The organism is Kitasatospora sp. NPDC029367 (assembly GCF_055569135.1).
On record NZ_JBVHYH010000110.1, the window covers coordinates 1 to 20,589 of the forward strand.

Annotated in this window: 23 protein-coding genes, 1 tRNA gene and 1 pseudogene; 13 read left to right on the plus strand and 12 right to left on the minus strand. The window is 72.9% G+C overall.

What is annotated here, in order from left to right:
• Positions 1-91: 91 nt before the first annotated feature.
• Positions 92-1,036, minus strand: a complete 945-nt coding sequence (locus tag ACZ4W5_RS35835; RefSeq protein WP_465659298.1) for a pentapeptide repeat-containing protein — start codon at positions 1,034-1,036, stop codon at positions 92-94.
• 138 nt (positions 1,037-1,174) lie between these two features.
• Here ACZ4W5_RS35835 and ACZ4W5_RS35840 point away from each other — a divergent pair, with 138 nt between their 5' ends.
• Positions 1,175-1,843 carry a GNAT family N-acetyltransferase gene (locus ACZ4W5_RS35840; RefSeq protein ID WP_360245644.1) on the plus strand — a complete coding sequence of 223 codons (669 nt, stop codon included), beginning with the start codon at positions 1,175-1,177 and terminating at the stop codon, positions 1,841-1,843.
• Positions 1,844-1,858: 15 nt separating this feature from the next.
• Here ACZ4W5_RS35840 and ACZ4W5_RS35845 read toward each other — a convergent pair whose 3' ends face one another.
• Both ACZ4W5_RS35845 and ACZ4W5_RS35850 read right to left on the minus strand, forming a co-directional pair.
• Positions 1,859-2,644: an SGNH/GDSL hydrolase family protein gene (locus ACZ4W5_RS35845; protein WP_465659300.1), complete on the minus strand. Its 786-nt coding sequence runs from the start codon at positions 2,642-2,644 to the stop codon at positions 1,859-1,861.
• A gap of 233 nt (positions 2,645-2,877) precedes the next feature.
• A pseudogene (locus ACZ4W5_RS35850) lies at positions 2,878-3,267 on the minus strand (winged helix-turn-helix transcriptional regulator); the annotation flags it as partial.
• Positions 3,268-3,364: 97 nt separating this feature from the next.
• Here ACZ4W5_RS35850 and ACZ4W5_RS35855 point away from each other — a divergent pair.
• Both ACZ4W5_RS35855 and ACZ4W5_RS35860 read left to right on the plus strand, forming a co-directional pair.
• Positions 3,365-4,579 carry a pyridoxal phosphate-dependent aminotransferase gene (locus ACZ4W5_RS35855; RefSeq protein WP_360245638.1) on the plus strand — a complete coding sequence of 405 codons (1,215 nt, stop codon included), beginning with the start codon at positions 3,365-3,367 and terminating at the stop codon, positions 4,577-4,579.
• Positions 4,580-4,598: 19 nt separating this feature from the next.
• Positions 4,599-4,931, plus strand: coding sequence for a YnfA family protein (locus ACZ4W5_RS35860; RefSeq protein ID WP_360245635.1), 333 nt, complete (start codon positions 4,599-4,601; stop codon positions 4,929-4,931).
• A 45-nt stretch (positions 4,932-4,976) separates the two neighbouring features.
• On the opposite strand, the gene ACZ4W5_RS35865 is transcribed toward ACZ4W5_RS35860, so the two are convergent.
• The 3 genes from ACZ4W5_RS35865 to ACZ4W5_RS35875 form a co-directional block, all read right to left on the minus strand.
• Complete coding sequence (locus tag ACZ4W5_RS35865) at positions 4,977-6,644, minus strand: purple acid phosphatase family protein (protein ID WP_465659303.1); 1,668 nt, start codon at positions 6,642-6,644, stop codon at positions 4,977-4,979.
• 229 nt (positions 6,645-6,873) lie between these two features.
• Positions 6,874-7,128, minus strand: coding sequence for a hypothetical protein (locus ACZ4W5_RS35870; RefSeq protein ID WP_350510191.1), 255 nt, complete (start codon positions 7,126-7,128; stop codon positions 6,874-6,876).
• Positions 7,129-7,281: 153 nt separating this feature from the next.
• Entirely contained in the window at positions 7,282-7,698 is a 417-nt protein-coding gene (locus tag ACZ4W5_RS35875) for a (2Fe-2S) ferredoxin domain-containing protein (RefSeq protein ID WP_360245629.1), read from the minus strand.
• 179 nt (positions 7,699-7,877) lie between these two features.
• On the opposite strand from ACZ4W5_RS35875, the gene lepB reads away from it, so the two are divergent.
• Positions 7,878-8,549, plus strand: a complete 672-nt coding sequence (gene lepB, locus ACZ4W5_RS35880) for a signal peptidase I (RefSeq protein WP_360245626.1) — start codon at positions 7,878-7,880, stop codon at positions 8,547-8,549.
• Positions 8,550-8,772: 223 nt separating this feature from the next.
• On the plus strand, positions 8,773-9,711 hold the full coding sequence (locus ACZ4W5_RS35885; RefSeq protein WP_465659305.1) for an SGNH/GDSL hydrolase family protein: 939 nt from the start codon (positions 8,773-8,775) through the stop codon (positions 9,709-9,711).
• 137 nt (positions 9,712-9,848) lie between these two features.
• Here the strand turns inward: ACZ4W5_RS35885 and nicT are convergent, their stop codons facing one another.
• Entirely contained in the window at positions 9,849-10,985 is a 1,137-nt protein-coding gene (nicT, locus tag ACZ4W5_RS35890) for a Nickel transporter NicT (protein ID WP_360245620.1), read from the minus strand.
• Between the two features lie 387 nt (positions 10,986-11,372).
• Here nicT and ACZ4W5_RS35895 point away from each other — a divergent pair, with 387 nt between their 5' ends.
• The 4 genes from ACZ4W5_RS35895 to ACZ4W5_RS35910 all read left to right on the plus strand — a co-directional run bounded on the left by ACZ4W5_RS35895 (position 11,373) and on the right by ACZ4W5_RS35910 (position 14,846).
• Positions 11,373-13,232 (plus strand): CocE/NonD family hydrolase, encoded by a 1,860-nt coding sequence (locus ACZ4W5_RS35895; RefSeq protein WP_465659307.1) that lies wholly within the window; start codon positions 11,373-11,375, stop codon positions 13,230-13,232.
• Positions 13,233-13,280: 48 nt separating this feature from the next.
• Positions 13,281-13,976 carry an aspartate/glutamate racemase family protein gene (locus tag ACZ4W5_RS35900; protein ID WP_465659309.1) on the plus strand — a complete coding sequence of 232 codons (696 nt, stop codon included), beginning with the start codon at positions 13,281-13,283 and terminating at the stop codon, positions 13,974-13,976.
• Between the two features lie 62 nt (positions 13,977-14,038).
• Positions 14,039-14,112 (plus strand) — tRNA-Met (locus tag ACZ4W5_RS35905).
• A gap of 140 nt (positions 14,113-14,252) precedes the next feature.
• Positions 14,253-14,846 (plus strand): class I SAM-dependent methyltransferase, encoded by a 594-nt coding sequence (locus ACZ4W5_RS35910; protein ID WP_465659310.1) that lies wholly within the window; start codon positions 14,253-14,255, stop codon positions 14,844-14,846.
• A gap of 58 nt (positions 14,847-14,904) precedes the next feature.
• On the opposite strand, the gene ACZ4W5_RS35915 is transcribed toward ACZ4W5_RS35910, so the two are convergent.
• Positions 14,905-15,474 carry a hypothetical protein gene (locus ACZ4W5_RS35915; RefSeq protein ID WP_465659311.1) on the minus strand — a complete coding sequence of 190 codons (570 nt, stop codon included), beginning with the start codon at positions 15,472-15,474 and terminating at the stop codon, positions 14,905-14,907.
• A 133-nt stretch (positions 15,475-15,607) separates the two neighbouring features.
• Here ACZ4W5_RS35915 and ACZ4W5_RS35920 point away from each other — a divergent pair, with 133 nt between their 5' ends.
• Positions 15,608-16,168, plus strand: a complete 561-nt coding sequence (locus tag ACZ4W5_RS35920; RefSeq protein ID WP_465659312.1) for an HAD domain-containing protein — start codon at positions 15,608-15,610, stop codon at positions 16,166-16,168.
• 10 nt (positions 16,169-16,178) lie between these two features.
• On the opposite strand, the gene ACZ4W5_RS35925 is transcribed toward ACZ4W5_RS35920, so the two are convergent.
• On the minus strand, positions 16,179-16,883 hold the full coding sequence (locus ACZ4W5_RS35925) for a DUF4328 domain-containing protein (protein WP_465659313.1): 705 nt from the start codon (positions 16,881-16,883) through the stop codon (positions 16,179-16,181).
• A 243-nt stretch (positions 16,884-17,126) separates the two neighbouring features.
• Positions 17,127-17,945: a methyltransferase domain-containing protein gene (locus ACZ4W5_RS35930; protein ID WP_465659315.1), complete on the minus strand. Its 819-nt coding sequence runs from the start codon at positions 17,943-17,945 to the stop codon at positions 17,127-17,129.
• A 45-nt stretch (positions 17,946-17,990) separates the two neighbouring features.
• On the opposite strand from ACZ4W5_RS35930, the gene ACZ4W5_RS35935 reads away from it, so the two are divergent.
• From ACZ4W5_RS35935 to ACZ4W5_RS35945, 3 genes are all read left to right on the plus strand, one after another.
• On the plus strand, positions 17,991-18,731 hold the full coding sequence (locus ACZ4W5_RS35935; RefSeq protein WP_360246152.1) for an SMI1/KNR4 family protein: 741 nt from the start codon (positions 17,991-17,993) through the stop codon (positions 18,729-18,731).
• Between the two features lie 208 nt (positions 18,732-18,939).
• Complete coding sequence (locus ACZ4W5_RS35940) at positions 18,940-19,812, plus strand: hypothetical protein (protein WP_360246149.1); 873 nt, start codon at positions 18,940-18,942, stop codon at positions 19,810-19,812.
• Positions 19,809-20,036: a hypothetical protein gene (locus ACZ4W5_RS35945; RefSeq protein ID WP_360246146.1), complete on the plus strand. Its 228-nt coding sequence runs from the start codon at positions 19,809-19,811 to the stop codon at positions 20,034-20,036. Before ACZ4W5_RS35940 ends, ACZ4W5_RS35945 begins: the two co-directional genes overlap by 4 nt.
• Before the next feature lie 41 nt (positions 20,037-20,077).
• On the opposite strand, the gene ACZ4W5_RS35950 is transcribed toward ACZ4W5_RS35945, so the two are convergent.
• Positions 20,078-20,245: a hypothetical protein gene (locus ACZ4W5_RS35950; RefSeq protein ID WP_360246143.1), complete on the minus strand. Its 168-nt coding sequence runs from the start codon at positions 20,243-20,245 to the stop codon at positions 20,078-20,080.
• Positions 20,233-20,487, minus strand: a complete 255-nt coding sequence (locus ACZ4W5_RS35955; RefSeq protein ID WP_360246140.1) for a hypothetical protein — start codon at positions 20,485-20,487, stop codon at positions 20,233-20,235. The genes ACZ4W5_RS35950 and ACZ4W5_RS35955 overlap by 13 nt, the downstream gene beginning before the upstream one ends.
• Between the last annotated feature and the right edge of the window lie 102 nt (positions 20,488-20,589).

Sequence of the window (20,589 nt, forward strand, 5' to 3'; positions counted from 1 at the left end):
GGGAGTCCATGCGGAGCATCGGCGACCGACGACAACGCGGCGAGGTGCGTGCCCTGGCGTCGCGGGCCTGGCCTGATCCACAAGACACGCCCTAACGGCGGCGCGGCCTGCCGGAGCGGCTACCGGAGCGGTTGCCGGACTGCGGCCGGGAGCCGCCGCGGGGCTTGCGGTCGCCGGTGGCCGGGCCCGCCGGGGCCGTCTCGGGCCAGTGGGTGGGGCGGGTGAGGGTGGCCGGGAGGCGGGTGGTGGCGTCGCCGCGGGCGGCGTTGAGCTGGGCCTGGGTGAGGAAGAGGGCGGTGCTGAGGTCGGCGCCGGCGAGGTTGGCGTCGCGGAGGTCGGCGCCGATCAGGTCGGCGAGGCGCAGGTCGGCGCCGGCGAGGTCGGCGGCGACCAGGAGGGCGCCGCGCAGGTTGGCGCCCTGGAGGTCGGCGCCGCGCAGGCGGGCACCGAAGAGGTCGGCGCCGCGGTGTTCGCGGCGGCGGGGAACGGCGGCCCGGACGAGTTCACCGGCCCGCAGCAGCAGCTCGCTGATCCGCCCGCGGTGGGCCGCGACGTCGACGGCCATGAGTTCCTCGGGGGTGCCGGCGGCGAGGCGGTCGGTCTCCTCCAGGGCCTGCCGCAGCTCGGCGTGGACGGGCCGGGCGGGGGCGAAGGTGAGCGCCTCGGTGAGGTACCAGAGCAGTTCGTGGAGCTGTCGGACGATCGGGAAGACGTCGAACATCGGCTTGGCGGTGGCGGGTTCCTCCCGCCAGCTGACCCCGCCGAAGGTGACCTGGGAGACCCGCTGACCGGCGCCGAAGCAGTCGTAGACGGTGCAGCCCTGGAAGCCGCTGTCGCGGAGCCGGGCGTGGATCCCGCAGGTGAAGTCCGTCTGCAGGTTGCGGCAGGGGGTGCCGGCGGCCTTGTCGACCGCGAAGTCGGCGGTGGCCGCGAAGGGCAGGGCGACGCAGCACAGCCCGAAGCAGCTGCCGCAGTCGGAGCGGAGCGGGGTCGGCGCGGCCGCCGTGGGGTCCTGCGGCGACTCGGTCTCGCTCACGTCCGGGGTCCTTCCGAAGCTGCTGGGCACCGGCGGGAGCCGGCGCGTCGAACCCGTCAAGATTACTGGGCAGGCCACCCTCCCCCCGGGTAAGGTATCCAGGCAAGCAGAGACCATTACATGCGGGGGATCCGAACGATGCCGGAGTCGAACGTGACCGAGCTGGTCCGGATGTGGATCAGCGGCTGGACCGTCTCCCGGGGCGCCGCCGACCCGGTGGAGCGGCCCTGGGGCTGGAGCATCGACGTCGGCGCGCCGGCCGGGGAGGTGGGGCGGTACGTGCTGCCCGAGCCGACCGAGGAGGCCGTCCGCGAGCTCGCCGGGGCGACCACCGCGCCGACCACCTGGCTCAAGCTGTTCGCCGAGGACGGGACGGTACGGCCCTGGCTGGGCCCGCAGTGGCGGCTGGACCGTCCGGGCTTCCTGATGACCGCCGCGCTCACCCCCGAGCGGGCGCAGCCGCCGTCCGGCTACACCCTGACCACCTGGAGCAGGGGCGGTGTGCTGCGCGCCCTGGTGCGCAGCACGGACGGGCACCTCGCCGCCCGCGGCCAGGTGGGCCTGGCCGGCCCGGTGGCCGTACCGGACCAGATCGCCACCGCCCCCGAGCACCGCCGCCGGGGCCTGGGCTCGGTGGTGATGCGGGCCCTGCTGTCCGGCGCGTACGAGGCGGGCGCCCGCACCGGCGTCCTGGTCGGCACGGCGGACGGCCAGGGGCTCTACCGGGCCCTCGGCTGGACCACCCACGCCCCGATGGCGAGCCTGGTCCTGGAGGCGGAGAAGCCCGGCCCCAGCTGGGTGGATTAGCTGGGACGGCCGGGGCTAGGGGAACGGCAGCAGCTCCGGGCGCTTCGGCGGCCGGCCGTCGCCGGAGGAGCGGCCGGTGAGGCGGCGGCCGATCCAGGGGCCCAGGTGGGTGCCCAGCCAGCGGGCGTCGGAGCGCAGCCGCTCGGCGCGGCCGGGCGGGGCGACGGCGGGCAGCGGGGCGCGCCAGTCGAAGGCCGCCGGGCGGCCGAGGGCCTCCAGGACGCCTTCGGCGACCCGGCGGTGGCCCTCCGCCGACAGATGCAGCCGGTCCTCGGCCCAGAGCCGACGGTCGTCGAAGCAGGGCGCGGAGAACAGGTCGACGACGGCGTAGCCGTCCTGCCGCCCGAGTTCCTGGACGAAGGCCTTCATCCGCAGGATGGCGGGCAGCAGCCGGGCGCCGCCGGCCATCCTGCGGCTGGGGTCGGTGCTGGTGAACAGGACGACGGTGGCGCCGGTAGCGCGCAGCTCGGCAGCGCAGCGGCCGAGCTGCCGCTCGACCCGGTCGATGTCGCAGCCGGGGCGCAGCACATCGTTGAAACCGCCGGCCAACGTGACGAGGTCGGCGCCCATCCCGGCGGCGGCGGGGAGCTGCTCGTCGTGGATCTGGCCGATGAGCTTGCCGCGGACGGCGAGGTTGGCGTACCGGAAGCCGTCGGCCCCGCCCTCGGCGGCGAGTGCGGAGGCGACCCGGTCGGCCCAGCCGCGGTAGTGGCCGTCCGGCTGGAGGTCGTCGCACATGCCCTCGGTGAAGGAGTCCCCGATGGCGACGTAGCTGGTGTAACTGCGGCTGGTGGTGGGCACGGGCTGCCTCCGCTCTCCTGAGATGGCTCCGCGATCCGACGATCGTACGTGTGCACTTGCCAACCAGTGTCACGGGGGCCCGGCCGCTCATTCGGCGTCCACTGTTCGTTTATCGCCCTGCGCCATCCTGGGTCCACGGGGCGGCGGCCGGCGACGGGGGCCTTGCCGCCGCCCCCGCTCCACCCCGTCCCGCGAGGCGCTCAGCCCGCGACGGCCGCTTCCTGCCCGACGCCCCCGACGCCCGCCTCGACGCCCGCGCCCGGAGCCGTGAACCAGTGCTCGCGCACCGCGTCCGTGGGCCGCTGGTCGCCGAGGGCGCCGAGCCCCCACTCCCCCAGGGCCTCGATCACCGGTCGCAGTTCGCGCCCGCGGTCGGTCAGCTCGTACACCGTGGCGTTGGCGGGCCGTTCCAGTCGCCGCCGTTCCGCGAGCCCCTCGCCCTCCAACTGCTTGAGCCGGGCGGCCAGGATGTCGGTGGAGACGCCGGGCAGGTCGGCATGGAGGTCGGTGTAGCGGCGCGGGCCGCGCAGGAGTTCACGGACGATCAGGAGGCTCCAGCGCTCCCCCACCGCGTCCAGGGCGCGGGCGACGGCGCAGTACTGGTCGTAGCTTCGGCGTGACATGTGGATCAGCATAGCCAAAAGGTTGGACTTTCCAAGTGCCTACTTGGTAGAACAAAGCGGAAGCAACGGCGCGGTGGTGACGGTCGGGAGGCCGCAGATGGAGTTTCGGCAGTCCAGCAAGCTGAACGACGTGTGCTACGAGATCCGGGGCCCGGTGGTCGACCAGGCCAACGCCCTGGAGGAGGCCGGGCACAGCGTGCTGCGGTTGAACACCGGCAACCCGGCGCCGTTCGGTTTCGAGGCGCCCGAGGAGATCATCCAGGACATCATCCGCAACCTGCCCTCTGCTCACGGCTACAGCGACTCGCGCGGCATCCTGCCGGCCCGCCGCGCCGTGGTGCAGTACTACCAGCAGCGCGGGGTCCAGGGCGTCGGCGTCAACGACGTCTACCTCGGCAACGGCGTCTCCGAGCTGATCCAGATGGCGATCACCGCCCTGGTGGACGACGGCGACGAGGTGCTCGTCCCGATGCCGGACTACCCGCTGTGGACGGCCTCCGTCCGGCTGGCCGGCGGCAAGGCCGTGCACTACCTGTGCGACGAGGCGGCCGAGTGGTACCCGGACCTCGACGACATCGCCGCCAAGATCACCGCCCGCACCAAGGCGATCGTCGTCATCAACCCCAACAACCCGACCGGCGCGGTCTACCCGAAGGAACTGCTGGAGGGGATCCTCGACCTGGCCCGCCGCCACCAGCTGATGGTGCTGGCCGACGAGATCTACGACAAGATCCTCTACGACGGCACCGAGCACCACTGCCTGGCCGCGCTCGCCGACGACGTGCTCACCCTCACCTTCAACGGCCTCTCCAAGGCCTACCGGGTGGCCGGCTTCCGCAGCGGCTGGCTGGTCGTCTCCGGCCCCAAGCAGCACGCCACCGACTACCTGGAGGGCCTGACCATGCTCTCCGGCATGCGGCTGTGCCCCAACGTGCCCGCGCAGTACGCCGTCCAGGCCGCGCTCGGCGGCCACCAGTCCATCAACGACCTGGTCCTGCCGAACGGCCGGCTCACCGAGCAGCGCGACATCGCGGTCAAGGCGCTCAACGAGATCCCCGGGGTCAGCTGCGTCAAGCCCAAGGGCGCGCTCTACGCCTTCGCCAAGCTCGACCCGGCGGTGCACCGGATCGTCGACGACGAGCGCTTCGTGCTGGACCTGCTGCTGCGCGAGAAGATCCACGTCGTCCAGGGCACCGGCTTCAACTGGCCCCGCCCGGACCACTTCCGCTTCGTCACCCTGCCGCGCGCCGACGACCTGGAGACGGCGATCAACCGGATCGGGCGCTTCCTGGCCACGTACCGGCAGGTCTGACCCCGTACGCTCACGGACCATGACCGTTCTGCGCTCCGTCGTCCTGTTCGCCCTCGCGGCCGTCGCCGAGATCGGCGGCTGCTGGCTGGTCTGGCAGAGCGTGCGGGAGCAACGGCCGTGGTGGCTGGCCGGGTTGGGCGTGGTGGCGCTGGGCGTGTACGGCTTCGTGGCGGCGCTGCAGCCGGACGCCGAGTTCGGCCGGGTGCTGGCCGCCTACGGCGGGGTGTTCGTGGCCGGCTCGCTGCTGTGGGGCATGGCCGTGGACGGCTTCCGGCCGACCCGCTACGACGTGCTGGGCGCGCTGATCTGCCTGGCCGGGGTCGGCGTGATCATGTACGGGCCCCGGCGTTGAGCTCTTCGCTCCTCAACACCGGGGCCCGGTACGGGGGTTCGGCGACTACCAGCCCCAGCCGCCGCCCTGGCCGTCGTCGTCGCTGTTGGAATCCCAGCCCTCGCCGACCTTGCGCAGGATCGTGTAGTGGTCGATCTGGGTGCCGTTCTCGGCCAGCGCGGTGACCTTCATGGACGACTTCTGGCCCAGGTGGGCCGGGGTGACGTCGACCTTGATGAAGGAGTAGCCGGTGTAGCGGACCCGCGACCACTGGATGGTCTCGGGGGTCTTCACCCGGCCCTTGCTCCAGTAGTAGCTCTGTACCTCGTCCTGGTGGTTCTCGTGCCCCTCGTAGGTGTCCGGCACGTCGAACTTGTACAGGCTGCGGCCGGCCGCGCCCGCGGTCACGTAGACCACGCCGTCCTTGGCCGGCTCGATGGTGGCACCGCTCGGCACCTGCTTCGAGACCTTGTTGCCGAGGATGGCGTCGGTGCGCTCGTAGATGTGGTTGTGGCCGTTGATGACCAGGTCCACCCGGTACTTCTCGAACAGCGGCACCCAGGCCTCGCGGACGCCGCCCTCGGAGGCGTGGGCGACGGTGGTGGAGAAGGCGCAGTGGTGGAAGAAGACCACGACGAAGTCGACGGTCTCGTCGCCCCGCAGGTCCTTGAGGGTGCGCTCCAGCCACTTGGTCTGCTTGTTCGCCGAGATGCCCAGGTTGGCCGGGATCTCGTAGGAGACGTCGTTGGCGTCCAGCGAGATGACGCCGACGTTCTTGTACCGGAAGGTGTAGACGCCGGGGACCTGACGCGGGTCCGGGCCGTTGTCCGGCAGGAAGAAGCGGGCGTTCTCGCCGCCGTATCCGTTCGGCGAGTACCAGGCCTCGACGTCGTGGTTGCCGTACGCGACCATCCACGGGATGTCGGCGGCGACCGTCTCGGTCTGGACCAGGAAGTCGTCCCAGGTCTTGGCGTTGAAGACGGACTTGTCCGGGTCGGTGCCGGAACCGGCCGGGTCGGCGTAGCAGATGTCCCCGGCGTGCAGGTGGAACGCCGGCTTCTGGGCCTTGATGATGTTGTCGTTGCCGGCCGCGTGGGCGCTGACGCCCTGGTCGCCGAAGGCGGTGAAGGTGAACGGCTCGTACACCTTGCCCCAGCGGTGGTCGCGGGAGGGCGCGGTACGGAAGGTGTGCAGGGTGGAGATCTGCTGCTGCGAAGCCGGGTCGAAGCCCTCGTGGCCGACACCGTAGTAGTAGGTGGTGTCGGGCTGGAGGTCCTCCAGCGCCACGTGCAGGTAGTACTGGTCCACCGGCTTGCCGGTCGGGGTCAGCGCCGGGGTGTGCAGCGCGCGGACCTCGGCCTGGATCTTGTGGCTCAGCTCCCACGGGTGCCTGCCGAAGCGCAGGAACGGCTTCTTGACCGGCGCCGGGACCTGCCAGGAGATGCGGAACTGGGTGTCCGGCTCGGCGCCGAACTGGAGGTGACGCCCGACCGGCGCGACCAGCGCGCCGTCGATGCCGGCCGTCGTGGCACCCGTCAGGAGCTGGGGGCTCGCCGGGGCGGCGAAGGCCGGCGCGCTGCCCAGTGCACCGCCGACGGCGACGGCGCCCACGGTGACGGCACCGGCGCGCAGCATCCGGCGGCGGGAGAAGCGGGCCCGCAGGTACTCGTGCTGCTCGGCCGTGCTCATGCGGTCGGCAAGCTTGGCCGGCACGCCCATCTTGGGGATATCCATGCGCGGGACTCTGTCAGCGGCGCGTTGACCGCGCGCGGCCTCCCGGTGAACGGGGGTCAGCGCATCGGCCACTCGAACACCAACGTTCGCCCATGGTTGGGCAAAGAGCATGTCCACATCGAAGTGATGTCGGATCATCGGCCCCGGTCGGGCGGGTGGTTCAGGCGCGGGTGGTTCAGGCGCGGGTGGTTCAGGAGGACGACTCAGGAGGGTGGTTAAGGGGGGCGGTTCAGGAGGACGGTTCGTCCCAGAGGTTCGCGGACCGGTTGCCGGTGCCGTCGCAGGTGCGGCAGATCTCGTCCCGGTACGCCTGCTTGGCGCCGGTCGCGTCCACCCGGTAGCGCACGTACACCCCGGTGCCGTCGCAGAGGAAGCAGTTGCCGCCCCCGCCGCCCACCTCGGTGGTGCCGGTGCCCTGGCAGGTGCGGCAGTTGAGGCCGGCGGTCCGGCCGGTGCCCGCGCAGATGCGGCAGACCGTCGTCATCGTCTTCCTCCCGTTGCACGGAACCGCTCGACGCCACCGGTCATGGTAGTGGGCCGACCCGGGGACCGCGCCGGGCCGCAGAGCTGACGCATCGTCAGCACTTCGCGCGCCCCGTCGTCCCAGCGGTCCCGGCGGCCCCAGCGGTCCCCGCCGTCACTCCGGCAGGCCCTCGCGGACCCGGCGGGAGACCGAGATCAGCTGGAGGTCGAGCAGCCCCGGCGGATCGGCGAGACCCGGCCCGCCCGCCCGCACCCAGGCGGCTATGTCGTCGATCATCTCGTCCATCAGCACGAAGCCGAGCCAGACCGGGCGACCGCCCGCCGCCCGCCCCTCAGAGGACGGCCCGACCACCACCACGTTGGACTGGGAGCAGACGTCCAGGCACTTGACCGCCCGGACCCGGCCCGCCGGACCGACCGCCGTCCGCAGCCGCTCGTACTGCCCCGCGTGGTCCACCCCGGGGTGCTTCGTCTCGGCGCCGCAGCAGCAGCCCCGACAGACGGTCACGGTCACCGGGGAGCCGGCACCCCGCTTGCCGTCGCGGTCGCGGTCACGCTCTCGGCGGCTCATCCGCGCTGGTCCCCCTCCTGGTCGGCGGCCCGGTTCGACGGCACGCTCTGCACCGGAACTGTACCTGTCAGCCCACCGGGCATCGAGGGCGGCCGGGGGCGCCGAGGCCCCGGCCGGCCTGAACTAGGATCCGGCCGACGGTCCGAGCCGCGGAGCGGGCGGGGAAAGGGGACGGGCGGATGCCGAAGCGGAGGGCCCGCGGCCTGTGGTTCGCGGTGGCCGTGGCGGTGCTCGGCCTGCTGTGCGGGGCGCTCGGGCTCTCGGTGGTCCTGACCGGCGGCTACTCCCTGCACCGCATGGACGGCACCGCGATGGAGCCGGGACTCCGGCCGGGCGACCGGATGCTGACCGACCGGGTCGCGGCCGCGGACGTGCGGCGCGGCGAGCTCTACATCGCCGACGCGCCCTGGGGCCCCGACCGCTCCCCCGTGTTCCGGGTGATGGCGCTCGGCGGCCAGCGCATCAGCTGCACCGGCGGGCGGCTCAGCCTCGACGGCAGGCCGCTGGACGAGCCGGCCGACCGACAGGACGGCACCTGCGCCCACGACTTCGACGTCACCGTCTCCCCCGGCCGGGCCTTCCTGATGGGCGATCGGCGCGACACCGCGGTCGACTCCCGGCAGCACGTCGAGGACGACCGGCAGGGGACGGTCGACCTGGCCCGGCTGACCGGCCACCGGGTGGTCTGGCACTCCGGCGGCGACTCCCCCGTCCTGCCCGGCAAGCTGATCGGCGCCGCGGCGCTGATGGTGCTCGGGGCCCTGGTCACCGTGTTCGGGGTGCTCGCGGCGGTCGTCATCGCCTCCTTCGCCGCTGCCCGGCGGCGCACCCCGGCCGGCCCCGCCGAGTGAACCGAATTCCCCTCCCGCACGTATCGGCGGCAATTCCGAAACGCGGTGGAGCGGAATTCGAAATGGCACCCGGTGTCATCTGACGGGATTTCCGGAAATTCCGCCGTAACCTATGGACGGCCGCGAAACCTGGAAGTAACTTACCTGCGAGTAGTACGAGTAGCAGCTGTGGCCCGGCTCGGCACGACCCCCCACCCGTCGTTTCTCTCCCCCAGGAGGAACCGTGCTCCGCCCTGCCCGGAATTCCCGGCGACTCCGCAATTCCAGCGCCCTCGCGGCCGTCGCCGTCGGCGCCGCCCTCGCGCTCACCTCCACCACCGCCCAGGCGGCCACCCCCGCGCCCAAGCACTACGTGGCCCTCGGCGACTCCTACGCCGCCGGCGCCGGCGTCCCCGGCCAGTCGGCCGGCCTGTGCCTGCGCTCCGACCACAACTACGGCCACCTGGTCGCCGCCTCGCTCAAGGCCGGCGCGTACACCGATGTCACCTGCGCGGCCGCCAAGGTCAAGGCCATGACGCAGCCCCAGTACGACGCCTTCATCCGGGTCAACGACCCGCAGCTGGACTCGGTGAGCGCCGACACCGACCTGGTCACCCTCGGGATCGGCGGCAACGACCTCGCCAGCAGCGACCTCGGCCTCGGCGAACTCGTCGCCACCTGCATCGCCGGCGCGGTCGTCAACCCGCTCGGCACGCCCTGCAAGGACGTCTACCACCACGGCTACTTCGACTGGCAGACGTGGTCCTGGCAGTACGGCAACGACGACCTGGCCGAGCGGATCACCACCACCATCGCCCCGCAGATCGCCGGCACGCTCCAGCAGATCCACGCCAAGGCCCCCAAGGCCCGGGTGCTGCTGGTCGGTTACCCGTCCGTGCTGCCCGCCGACGGCTCGACCTGCGTCCTGCGCCAGCCGGTGACCCCGGGCGACGTGGAGTACATGCACGGCGTGCTCGACAAGCTCAACGCCGCCCTGAAATCCACCGCGGCCGCCAACGGCGCGACCTACGTGGACACCGCGACACCGACCCGCGGGCACGACGTCTGCTCGGACGACCGCTGGATCGAGGGCGCCCTGCCCGGCTCGCCCGCCGTACCGTTCCACCCGAACGCGACCGGCGAGAAGGTGATGGCGGACGCGGTGCTCGCCGCGCTCAGGTAGCCGCCCGTGCGGCGGTCTGACCGCCTCCCGCGCCCACCCGCTTGCCATGGAAGGCACGAGGGGCCGGTGACCACGGACTGGTCACCGGCCCCTCGGCCCGTGCTCGGCCCGCCGTCGGCCCGCCTGCGGGCGGCGCGCTACTCCGCGTCGGCCGCGGAGCCCGCCGCCAGGCCCGCCGACCACTTCTCCTCGACCCGGCCGAACTTCCAGAACGCGATCGCCCCGGCCCAGGTCAGCACGAACAGGCCGACGATCGCGTAGCCGACGAAGTTGAGGTCCAGCCCGCCGATCCAGGCGATCGGCCCGCTGGTGATGTCCAGCTTCTCGCCGATCAGGCCGATCAGCTCGACCAGGCCGATGACCAGCGCGACCAGCACCGACAGGCCGGTGACCGTCAGGTTGTAGTAGATCTTGCGGACCGGCTTGGAGAACGCCCACTCGTAGGCGAAGTTCATGAACGAGCCGTCGATGGTGTCCAGCAGGCTCATCCCGGCCGCGAACAGGATCGGCAGCGTCAGCAGCGCGTACCAGGGCAGCGAGAACGCCGCCGCGCCGCCGGCCAGCACCAGCAGGGACACCTCGGTCGCGGTGTCGAAGCCCAGCCCGAACAGCAGGCCCACCGGGTACATGTGCCAGGGCTTGGTGACCGCCCGGGTGACCTTGCCGAGGATCCGGTTCATCAGCCCGCGCCGCTCCAACTGGCGCTCCAGCTCCGCCTCGTCGTACTCGCCGACGCGCATCCGGCGGAACACCTTGAGGATGCCGTTGAAGGCGCCCAGGTTGATCAGGCCGAGCAGCAGCAGGAAGGTGCCGGAGACCGTGGTGCCGATCAGGCCGGTCATCCGGTGCAGGGTCGAGTCGTCCGCCTCGACCTGGTCCGCGAGCGTGCGGATGCCGAAGGCCAGCAGCGCGCAGAGGCCGAAGACGATCGAGGAGTGCCCGAGCGAGAACCAGAAGCCGACCGACAGCGGCCGCTTGCCCTGGCCCATCAGCTTGCGGGTGGTGTTGTCGATCGCCGCGATGTGGTCCGCGTCGAAGGCGTGCCGCATGCCGAGGGTGTAGGCGGTCAGGCCCATGCCCGCGCCGAAGACCTGGCCGCCAACGTCGTAGTGCTCGGGCGCCACCAGCGCGAGCAGCGTGAACCAGCCGATGACGTGCAGCGCGAGGATGAAGCCGCCCATCCCGGCCAGCCGGATCCACTCCTCGCGGGTGAGCCGGTCGCGCCATCTGACGGCTGGGGCACCTGCCGGGGCGGCTGTGGCGGCGCTGGGCATCGTGGGGTCCTTTCGGGGGCGGGCGGGCTCGGGCGCGTCCGGGCCGGTCGGGACTGGGACGGCCCGGTCCAGGACGGTCCGGGCACGGACTGGGACCGTCCGGGCCCGGGCTGAGCTGGGCGAAGCTGGGCCATCTTTCCCCCCTCGGGCGAGCAGTTGCAAGTCATGTGCAAATGCCGGACGGCAGCGAACCGATCCACGACGGCGCAGGCCGGGGGCGCGCGGCACACGGCCGCACGCCTGTGCGACGTCACCACTGCGGGGCGCTCATCAGGAAATCGCCCGATTCCTCCCCTAGGGTCGGAGGGGCCGAGCCCGCGGCGCGGCCCCCGAACGCGCCGCGGGCCGCTCGGCGCTCACCGGCCCGGGACCCCGATGGGAGCGGCCATGCCGTCGTACCCCTTCCACACCACCCGCGAGGACCTGCGCATCCCGCTGCCCGACGGCACGGAACTCGCCGCCCGACTCTGGCGCCCGGTCAGCGACGAGCCCGTCCCCGTCCTGCTGGAGTACTCGGCCGACCGCCTCGGCGACCGCACCGCCGCCGAGGACGCCCGCCGCCACCCCTGGTACGCGGGCCACGGCTACGCCGCCGTCCGGGTCGACACCCGCGGCCACGGCAACTCCGGCGGCCTGCCCGGCGAACCCGGCGGCGAGCAGGAACTCACCGACGGCGCCGCCGCCGTCGACTGGCTCGCCCGCCGCCCCTGGGCCAACGGCCGGGTCGGCCTGCTCGGCGTCGGCGCGGCCGGCACCACCGCGCTGCGGCTGGCCGCCCGGGTGCCCGAGACCGTCGGCGCGGCCGTCACCGCCTGCCCCGAGGGCGGCCACCGGCTCGGCGGCGCCGTCCTCGCCGCCGACCTGCACACCCGGCTCACCACCCTGATCTCCGACGCCGCGCTCCCCCCGGACCCGAGCCGGCTCGGCGACGCCTGGCGGCCCGGCTGGCTGGCCCGGCTCGAATCCCTGGAACCCCCCGTCGACACCTGGCTCGCCGCCGGGGACACCACCGTGCCGGTCTCCGTCCCGGTCCTCGCCGTGGCCGGCTGGGGCGACCCGTCCTGCTCCTTCGTACTGCGCCTGCTCGCCGAGTCCCCCACCGCGCACGCCCTGCTCGGCCCCTGGCCGCACGGCCTGCCCGAGGCCGCGCTGCCCGAGACCCTGCGCTGGTGGGACCACTGGCTGCGCGGCATCGACACCGGCGCCGTCAAGGAACCCGCCCTGCGCAGCTGGATCAGCACCCGCTGGACCGGCGAGGACGTCTGGCCCTCCCCCGACGTCCGGGAGATCCACTACGACCTCGACGGCCAGCTGCGCACCGCCGGCACCGCCTCCCAGGACCGGTACGTCCCCGTCCGCTCCCCGCAGCACACCGGCCTCAACGCCGGCGCCTACGTCCCGTACGGCCGCCCCGCCGACCTACCGCCGGACCAGCGCGAGGAGGACGGCCGCTCGGTCTGCTTCGACTCCCAGCCGCTGCCCGAACCCGTCGAACTGCTCGGCGCACCCACCGCCCGGCTGCGGCTGCGCCCCGGCGGCGGGCCCGCCCAGGTGGTCGCCCGGCTGTGCGCGGTGGGCCCCGACGGCACCTCCACCCTGCTCACCCGCGGTGTGCGGGCCGCCGCCGGCCCGGACGTCGAGGTCGAACTCGCCGCCTTCGCGGCCACCGTCCCGGCCGGGCACCGGCTGCGGCTCGCGCTCTCCTCCGTCTACTGGCCCTGGGTGTGGCCGAGCGCGGACGACACCGGGTACGCCGTCGACCCGTCCCACTCCACCCTCGTCCTGCCGGTCCGCCACCTCGCCGCGGACGCCGGCGCCGCACCCGTCACCCTCGCGGCCCCCACCCTGCCCGACCCGCTGGACGTCCACCTCACCGAGCCGCTCACCGCCCGGCCCGAACACGTCACCGTGCACGACATCGGCCGCCACGAGTGGCGCAGCGAACTCTCCCCCGCCACCGACGGCACCCGCACCTACCCCGACGGCCTGGTCCGCGACGAGCACACCGTCACCGCCTACCGCGTCCTCACCGGCGCCCCGCTCAGCGCCCAGGCCCGCACCGACCGCACCGTACGGCTGGAGCGGCCGGACATCGGCTGGGACGTGACCGTCCAGACCCGCGCCCAACTGCGCTGCGACGCCGGGCACTTCATCAGCGTGGTGCAGGTGCGGGCGCTGGAGGCGGGGTCGGTGGTGTTCGCCCGGGAATGGCAGCACCGGGTGGCACGGGAGGGCACCTCAAAGTAATCCTTATGCAATTGATTTCCTTCTCCCTTCTGGCTTATAACTGGCCCCATGAAAACCCTCGGCCTTATCGGCGGCATGAGCTGGGAATCCACCGCCGAGTACTACCGCACCCTCAACGAACTCACCCGCGACCGCCTCGGCGGCCTCCACTCCGCCCGGCTGGTGCTCCATTCCGTCGACTTCGCCGACATCGAAGGGCTCCAGGCCGCCGGGCGCTGGGAGGAGGCCGGGGCGGTCCTCGCCGACGCCGCCCGCGGCCTGGAAGCCGCCGGCGCCGACCTGCTGCTGATCTGCACCAACACCATGCACAAGGTCGCCGACCAGGTCGCGGCGGCCGTCTCCGTCCCCCTGCTGCACCTCGCCGACGCCACCGCCGACGCCGTCCGCGCGGCCGGCCTGCGCCGGGTCGGCCTGCTGGGCACGGCCTTCACCATGGAGCAGGACTTCTACCGCGGCCGCCTCACCGCCGGCGGCCTGGACGTCCTCGTCCCGGGGCCCGACTCCCGCGCCCTGGTCCACCAGGTGATCTACCAGGAGCTGTGCCTCGGCCTCGTCCGCGAGGAATCCCGCGCCGCCTACCGCCGGATCATCGCCGACCTGGTCGCCGCCGGCGCCGAAGGCATCATCCTCGGCTGCACCGAGATCGAACTCCTCGTCCACCCCGAGGACAGCCCCGTCCCCCTCTTCCCCACCGCCCGCCTGCATGCGGAGGCCGCCGTCACCGCCGCCCTGGCCGACGACTGACCCACCCGAGCAGGAATCCGGTTTGTGATCACCCGTTTGTGCCGTAGAGTCGGGACTACCGACGCGGGGTGGAGCAGCTCGGTAGCTCGCTGGGCTCATAACCCAGAGGTCGCAGGTTCAAATCCTGTCCCCGCTACTCAGCTTGAACTCGCGATGCCGGCCGCCTGCGCAGAAGTGCGCAAGCCGCCCTGCAGTTCGCGACTGCTCCGGAGGCCTTTCGAGCCGCCACCGGAAACCCCACACTCATGCGGTGCAGCACATGGCAAGCTGGTGTTGATGCGCGAGGAACGTCCGTACTGGAACACCAACGTGGCGCGGCACCCCGGGATCCTGCGGGCGGTGCCGCCCGGGTGCGGGGCCGCGCTGGATGTCGGGTGCGGGGACGGATTGTTGGCGGCGAAGCTCGCGCTGCGGTGCGGGCGGGTGGTCGGGGTGGACAGCGATCCGGGGATGGTCGCGCAGGCGCGCGCGGCCTACCGTGAAGTCACTTTTCTGGAAGGGGACTTCCTCACCCTCGATCTACCGGACGGCGGCTTCGACTTCGTCTGCTCGGTGACGGCCGTACACCACATGGACTTCACCACCGCCCTCGCCCGGATGCGTGAACTGCTGCGCCCCGGCGGCGTGTTGGTGGTGGTCGGCCTGGCCCGCGAGGAGACGGCGGCGGACTGGGCCCGCTGGGTCTCAGCCGCGCCGCTGGTGCGCGCCGCGAAGGCGCTGCGCCGGGCGTCCGGCCCGGAGGGCATGCCGACGGCCGCGCCCGTGATGAGCTACCGGGAGGTGCGGGAGGCAGCCGGGCAGGTGCTGCCGGGGGTGCGCTACCGGTGGCACATCCTGCGGCGCTACTCGCTGACCTGGCAGAAGCCCTGAGCCCTCGCGCCCAAGTCCCCTGCCGTGGTGGACGGGTACTGCTGAGGACCGAGACCGGTCAGCGATGGGCGATCGCTGCGGCCAGCAGCATCGCGGCGGGGAGGGGTGCGATCGTGATGAGGAGGAGGCCGAGCAGCCGGGCTCCGGAGGCGTACGCCCTGGTCGGTTCGAGGCCCAGGAGGGCCTTGGCCCACGGTGATATGTAGCCCGCGCCGTGGCGGCGCACCGCGTCGGTGACGAGGTGGGTGTCCTCGTCGGCGACGGTCAGGATCACCCACCCGCCGGAGCGGTCGGAGACGGAGACCAGTGTCGCCGAGCCCGTCCTCGTCATCACCTCCCAGGCGCGCACCGTCCTGAGTTCCGTCAGGTCGACCTCCCGCGCACCCGACCAGGTGCGGGCCCGGGCCACCCCGCCGGCGACCCGCCAGCCCGTCCGCCGTGCGGTGCCCGCGTCCATCAGGATCGCGGGGCCGATCGTGGCGACCAGTCCGGGTACGACCAGCACCCCCGGGCGGGCGAAGGCCGGTCCGACCACGAGCGGCGGCACGACGATCGCCAGCAGGAGCACGGCCCAGCCGACGGCGAAGAACGCGCGCCGTCTTCGGACGGCACCGGTCGAAGTACTCACCGCACCAACGTAGACCCCCAACCACTCCAGCACCATGGGCCGTTGCGACCACGCCCGCCGCTTCCGAAGGAAAACGCGTTGGGCCGCTGCTGGCCCGCCCGGTACGTTCGACGACGATCGAGGAGGTGCGGGATTGGTGCGGCCAGCGCTGCTGGTGGACGTGGACGGGCCGTTGAACCCCGATGCGGCGAAGCCGTGCCGGCGGCCGGAGGGTTACCGGACCCACCGGCTGATGACCCCGCGCTGGGAGGCTGCCGAGCGGCGGCGGCTCGCGCGGTGGGGCACGCCCCACAAGGCGCCGAAGCCGCTGCGGGTGTGGCTCAACCCGGAGCACGGGCCGGCGCTGGCGGCGCTGCCCTTCGACCTGGTGTGGGCGACGACCTGGGAGGAGGAGGCCAACTCCTTCATCGGCCCCCTGCTGGGGCTGCCCGAACTGCCGTACATCGCCTGGTCCGAGCCCCGGCCGGAGCCGGTCGGCGGGGTGTTCTGGAAGACCCCGGAGATCGTCGCCTGGGCGCAGGGCCGCCCCTTCGCCTGGGTCGACGACAACATCACGGACGCGGACCGCGCCTGGGTCGCGGCCCACCACCCCGGCCCGGCGCTGCTCCACCGCGTCGACCCGAAGGTCGGCCTGACGGCGGACGACTTCCGCCGACTGGCGGCCTGGGCGGGCGAGTTGGCCGGGCAGCGCTGAGGGCGGCGGCTCAGCTCTCGACGGCCGACACGTGCACCCCGTACGAGGTGGCGGCGGTGTGCTCGGCGAAACGTTCCTCCTGCATGGTCGTCACCGTGCTCACCACCAGGACGGCGAGGACGGCGGCGACCAGTTCAAGTGCGTCGGAGGCGATCAGCCAGGCCGCGCCCTGCTGGTAGGCGTCCGGGTAGCGCGCCGCGTCGATGTCCTGGTTGCCCAGCGCGTCCACCATGTTGGCCAGGCAGAAACTGACCCACCAGAGGTTGATCAGCGTCGTCGGGAGCGGCGTCCGCACCCCGGAGGCATCCGGCCGGACGCCGGCCTGCCAGATGTCGCAGGCGATCCGCCAGGGGAACCAGAGGAAGATCACGGGCGTGAACCAGCCACCGATCGCCCAGCCCCGGCTGTGCCGGTGCCCGCGCGGGCTCAGCCACTCGGCGTTCACCCGCACCCGGTGGAACCAGCTGAGGAAGGTGACCATCGCACCCACCAGGGTCAGGCTGTACAGCAGGTACGCGATCAGGTCGAGCCAGTGCGAGAGGCCGAACGCGCTGTCGTCGCCGAACTCGACGGCGCCCGGCAGGTCACCCGCCGCCCGGTACCGGAGGACGTCGACGACGAGTTGGAGCAGCGTGACCGCACCGCAGACGACGAGCAGGACGATGGCGGCGGTGGCGAGCGATCTCGGCGACCGGTACGCGGCGGGCGAGGACATGGGTGAACGACTCCTGGAGTGGACCGGGGTGACGGGGCGCCGCCTCGGCGGCCCCGGCCGCCACGTGCACGAGTACGTGCACGAGCTGCGTGCGCGGCCAGTATGGCGGCAGGCTCGGACAGCGGGGCGGATACACAGGAAGTCGGCCGGGCCGACTTCCTGTGCAGGCGAACTCGGCGGGTGGACAGACCGGGACAGGCCCTTCCGGACCGTCCCGTTCCGCCCCTGACCGTTCCGATCGGCTCAGCCCGACAGGTGGGCGATCGCGGCGAACATCGTCACGGAGAAGTGGAAGGCGCCCCGCTCGGCCGCCGCCGTGAGTTCGGCGTACAGGTCGTCGCGCTGCGCCTCGGTGAGCAGCCCCCGGGCGACGGCCGCCGTGGCGAGGCCGCGCAGCAGCGGCCAGGGAACGGTGTCAGGGTCGTGCAGCAGGACGTCGGCGCCGACGTGGTCGACGGTCAGGCCCGCCGCGGCCAGCCAGCCCGTCAGGTGGCGTCCGGCGTCCGGGGTACTGGCGGCGGCCCGGGCGACGGCGGCCAGCCCGGGGTGGGCCTCCGGGCCGGCCGGGTGGAGGAGGAGCGTGGCCCAGTCGGTGTCCAGCAGGGCGACCCGTCCGCCCGGCCGCAGCACTCTGGCCATCTCCGCCACGGCCTGCGCCGGATCGTCCAGGTGCTGGAGGACGCGCTCGCACCGGACCGCGTCCAACTCGCCGTCGGGCAGCGGCAGGGCGAGCGCGTCGCCGTCGAGGAAACGGGCGGAGCTGCCCGCCTCGGCGGCGCGGCGCTCGGCGACGGCGCGCAGGCCCGGGTTGGGTTCGAGCCCGGTCGCGGTGCCGTCCGGGCCGACCGCCGCCGCGAGGACGAGGGTCTCCGAACCGGTGCCGGAGCCGATGTCCAGCACCCGCTCGCCGGGGCGCACCGCCAGGCGCGCGTGCGCCCACTCGCGCAGCCGCCGCACCCCGGGGTTGGCGGCCTGGACGTCCAGCGCGGTGACCAGCCGGTCGGTGGTCGCCGGGTCGGCATTGGGGATGTGGAAGGCCGAGAAGGGCTGCGGGTCCGCCATGGCTGCCAGTGTAGGAGCGCAGGCCGGTCGCTAGGGTGACCGACCGTGCTGAACACGGACTGGGACCAGGTGGGAAAGCGGCTGCGCGCGCTGTACGAGAAGCGGGCCGGGTACCGCGGCGGGGCGGCTGGTGAAGCTCCGGCGCCACCGCTCACCGAGGCCCAGGTCGGCGGGGCGGAGCGCCAGTTCGGCATCACCTTCCCGACCGACTACCGCGACTTCCTGCTCCGGGTCAGCGCGGGCGGCTGCTTCCCCAGGGAACTGCGGCACGGCCCGGACGGCTGGCACTGGGCGGGTGACGAGCACACCGACCGCTCCCGGCTGGGCACGCCGTTCCCCGATCACGACCGCGCACTGGCGACGGCCGACGCGGTATGGGACAACCCCCCGCGCGAGGAGGACCACCGGCGCCCGGAGGAGTGGCTCGCCGCCCGCACCGCCTGGGAGGAGGCCGCCGAGGCGGCGGAGGCGGACCGGGTCACCGGCGCCGTGTTCCTCAAGGGCCACGGCCACGGCTTCTCCGCCCTGCTCGTCGTCACCGGCCCGCACCGCGGCACCATGTGGTTCGACGGCCGCCCGACCTGCGACCGCCTCAACCCGCTCCTGACCGACGACGGCCGCCCGGCCACCTTCGCCGAGTGGTACCTCGACTGGCTGGCCCGCTCGGAACCCCTGATCACCCCGGAACAGCGAGAGGCCGACAGGAGGCACCACCACCACGGCAAGGACACGCCCATCTGGCTGCGCTGGTTCGACACCTGGGGCGAGGAGAACTGCGGTTACTGAGGATTCACGACGGGCCAACCCCTGGCGTGTGTAAGCTGGTTGCGTTGATGTGGCAACAGGTCCACACACTCGGTCACCGGCGGCCGGGGTGGGCGAAGGGCTCCGGAGAGTCACCCGCAGGCGTCACCCCTCTTCATCCGTACGCACAGACAGACGCACCTGTCTCTCCAGCCGCCGCCGGACGGCTCCGTGGGGGGATTGGAGTCGCATGTCCGCGTCGGACAATGTCACCCGTCTGGCCAGGCGCATCCAGCGGCTGAGCGGTCTGCCACTCTGGCGGTCTCGTGAACTCGCTGGGCAGGTCAGGGTCTTCATCAAACACTCGGTATCCGACACCACCGATCCTGGCCAACTGCGCTTCGAGGCCATGGTGGTGAGCGCTCTCGCCAACGTGTTCCGCGATCGTCAGCGCGACGGTGCCGTGCTGGGGGTCCTCTTCACGACGCACGACGGAGACGGGCTCACGCTGCACCTCCACCCGGCGATGGCCGACGAGGCGGTGGGCCAACTGCTGGTCGGCCCGATGGCAACGCACCGCATGGTCGGGGGAGTCGCCGGCGTGCGATGGTCCGTCCGAAGCGGGCGGCTCGTGATCGAGAGCGCGATCCTCCCTGCCCGCATCACTCTGCTGCGAGCCGACGGCGCGCCGCTCGGGGCGCCCCGCGAGCTCCCGGGCGAGTTCGTGATACCGGTCCACCAGGCCGAAGTCACCCGCGCCGACAAATGGGACCAGGCCGACGCCCCGGACGTCCGCGATCTGCTGTGGAGCAGGCTCCTGCGGCGTCCGGCCCTGCTGAACCGGGCCGCCGCCGCTCACGGAGTGGCCAACTGTCACACCCACGGCAGGTCCGACCTGGTGATCGAATGGTGCTGCGGCGACAGCGTGGAGGCGGTCTTCGCCGCCATGCTGGCCCACGGCCTGGCCGACGGGCTCGATCCGGTGGACGCCGCCGAGCTCCACAGCGCCTCGGCGACCGCAATGATCGGCGGTCGAACGGTCGTCCTGAGGCGACATGGCCTCTGCGATCACGGGGGCCCTCCCGACGCCCCCGCCTCGGACTGGGCGGAGGCCGTCCGATGACCCCCACCGTTGCCCTGGCCGGCGCGCTGCTGTGCGGTGTGGTGAGCGGAGCGATCCGGGCGTGGCGTGACGTCCTCGTGCTCCGTCGCCTGGAACGCCTGATGACCGGCTGCACCGCCCGCCAGCGTGCCGAGGTGGCTCAGACCGTCGCCGCGTCCTTCCGCCGCCGCGGCGGATCCCAACTGCCCACCGCTGTAAGGGATGTCAACGAGTCCGACCAGTAGCCGCCCGGCGGGTCCGACCGGGCGGCGCGGGGTTCAGCGAGTCAGGCCACCGGTTGGCGGTCGCGGGTGGGAGGCGCGGCGGGAGGCGCGGCGGGAGTGACTTCGTCCGGGCGGTGGGGCATCCGCAGGACAGCGACCGCACCGAGGCCGACGACGGCGATGGCGAGGATCAGGAGGGTGAGGAGGGCGAGGCCGATCAGGAGTCGCACGGGGTGTCGTCCTCGGTGGTGTCGTGGGAGCGGAGGAGGGCGAGGAGGTTGAGCACCGTGCTGGTCGGCGCGTTGCCGAAGCGGACGAGGACTCGGCCGTCCACGACGCTGTCAGTGGTGGCGGAGGGCCAGAGGAGGCCGAACTTCCGCCCGCTCTCGGCGAGTTCGGCGAGCAGACGGGTGATGTCGGGCTCGGTGTAGGTACGGATGCACGGATCGGCCGGCTCGATCGGGGCGCTCACGCGGCGGCGTCCAGCGTGAGGTGGGCCGCCGGGCGAGGTGCCAGCCCGTGGGCTGGCCCTTTTCCCAGCGGCCTCCTCCCGAACCCGTCGTGCGACGTTAAC

Coding starts and splice junctions, on each gene's coding strand:
- ACZ4W5_RS35930 (WP_465659315.1), bottom strand. CDS start 17,945: ATGGCGGACCCGCAGCCCTTCTCGGCCTTCCACATCCCCAATGCCGAC.
- nicT (WP_360245620.1), bottom strand. CDS start 10,985: ATGCCCAGCGCCGCCACAGCCGCCCCGGCAGGTGCCCCAGCCGTCAGA.
- ACZ4W5_RS35925 (WP_465659313.1), bottom strand. CDS start 16,883: ATGTCCTCGCCCGCCGCGTACCGGTCGCCGAGATCGCTCGCCACCGCC.
- ACZ4W5_RS35895 (WP_465659307.1), top strand. CDS start 11,373: ATGCCGTCGTACCCCTTCCACACCACCCGCGAGGACCTGCGCATCCCG.
- ACZ4W5_RS35875 (WP_360245629.1), bottom strand. CDS start 7,698: ATGAGCCGCCGAGAGCGTGACCGCGACCGCGACGGCAAGCGGGGTGCC.
- ACZ4W5_RS35865 (WP_465659303.1), bottom strand. CDS start 6,644: ATGGATATCCCCAAGATGGGCGTGCCGGCCAAGCTTGCCGACCGCATG.
- lepB (WP_360245626.1), top strand. CDS start 7,878: ATGCCGAAGCGGAGGGCCCGCGGCCTGTGGTTCGCGGTGGCCGTGGCG.
- ACZ4W5_RS35945 (WP_360246146.1), top strand. CDS start 19,809: ATGACCCCCACCGTTGCCCTGGCCGGCGCGCTGCTGTGCGGTGTGGTG.
- ACZ4W5_RS35840 (WP_360245644.1), top strand. CDS start 1,175: ATGCCGGAGTCGAACGTGACCGAGCTGGTCCGGATGTGGATCAGCGGC.
- ACZ4W5_RS35900 (WP_465659309.1), top strand. CDS start 13,281: ATGAAAACCCTCGGCCTTATCGGCGGCATGAGCTGGGAATCCACCGCC.
- ACZ4W5_RS35870 (WP_350510191.1), bottom strand. CDS start 7,128: ATGACGACGGTCTGCCGCATCTGCGCGGGCACCGGCCGGACCGCCGGC.
- ACZ4W5_RS35860 (WP_360245635.1), top strand. CDS start 4,599: ATGACCGTTCTGCGCTCCGTCGTCCTGTTCGCCCTCGCGGCCGTCGCC.
- ACZ4W5_RS35855 (WP_360245638.1), top strand. CDS start 3,365: ATGGAGTTTCGGCAGTCCAGCAAGCTGAACGACGTGTGCTACGAGATC.
- ACZ4W5_RS35910 (WP_465659310.1), top strand. CDS start 14,253: ATGCGCGAGGAACGTCCGTACTGGAACACCAACGTGGCGCGGCACCCC.
- ACZ4W5_RS35940 (WP_360246149.1), top strand. CDS start 18,940: ATGTCCGCGTCGGACAATGTCACCCGTCTGGCCAGGCGCATCCAGCGG.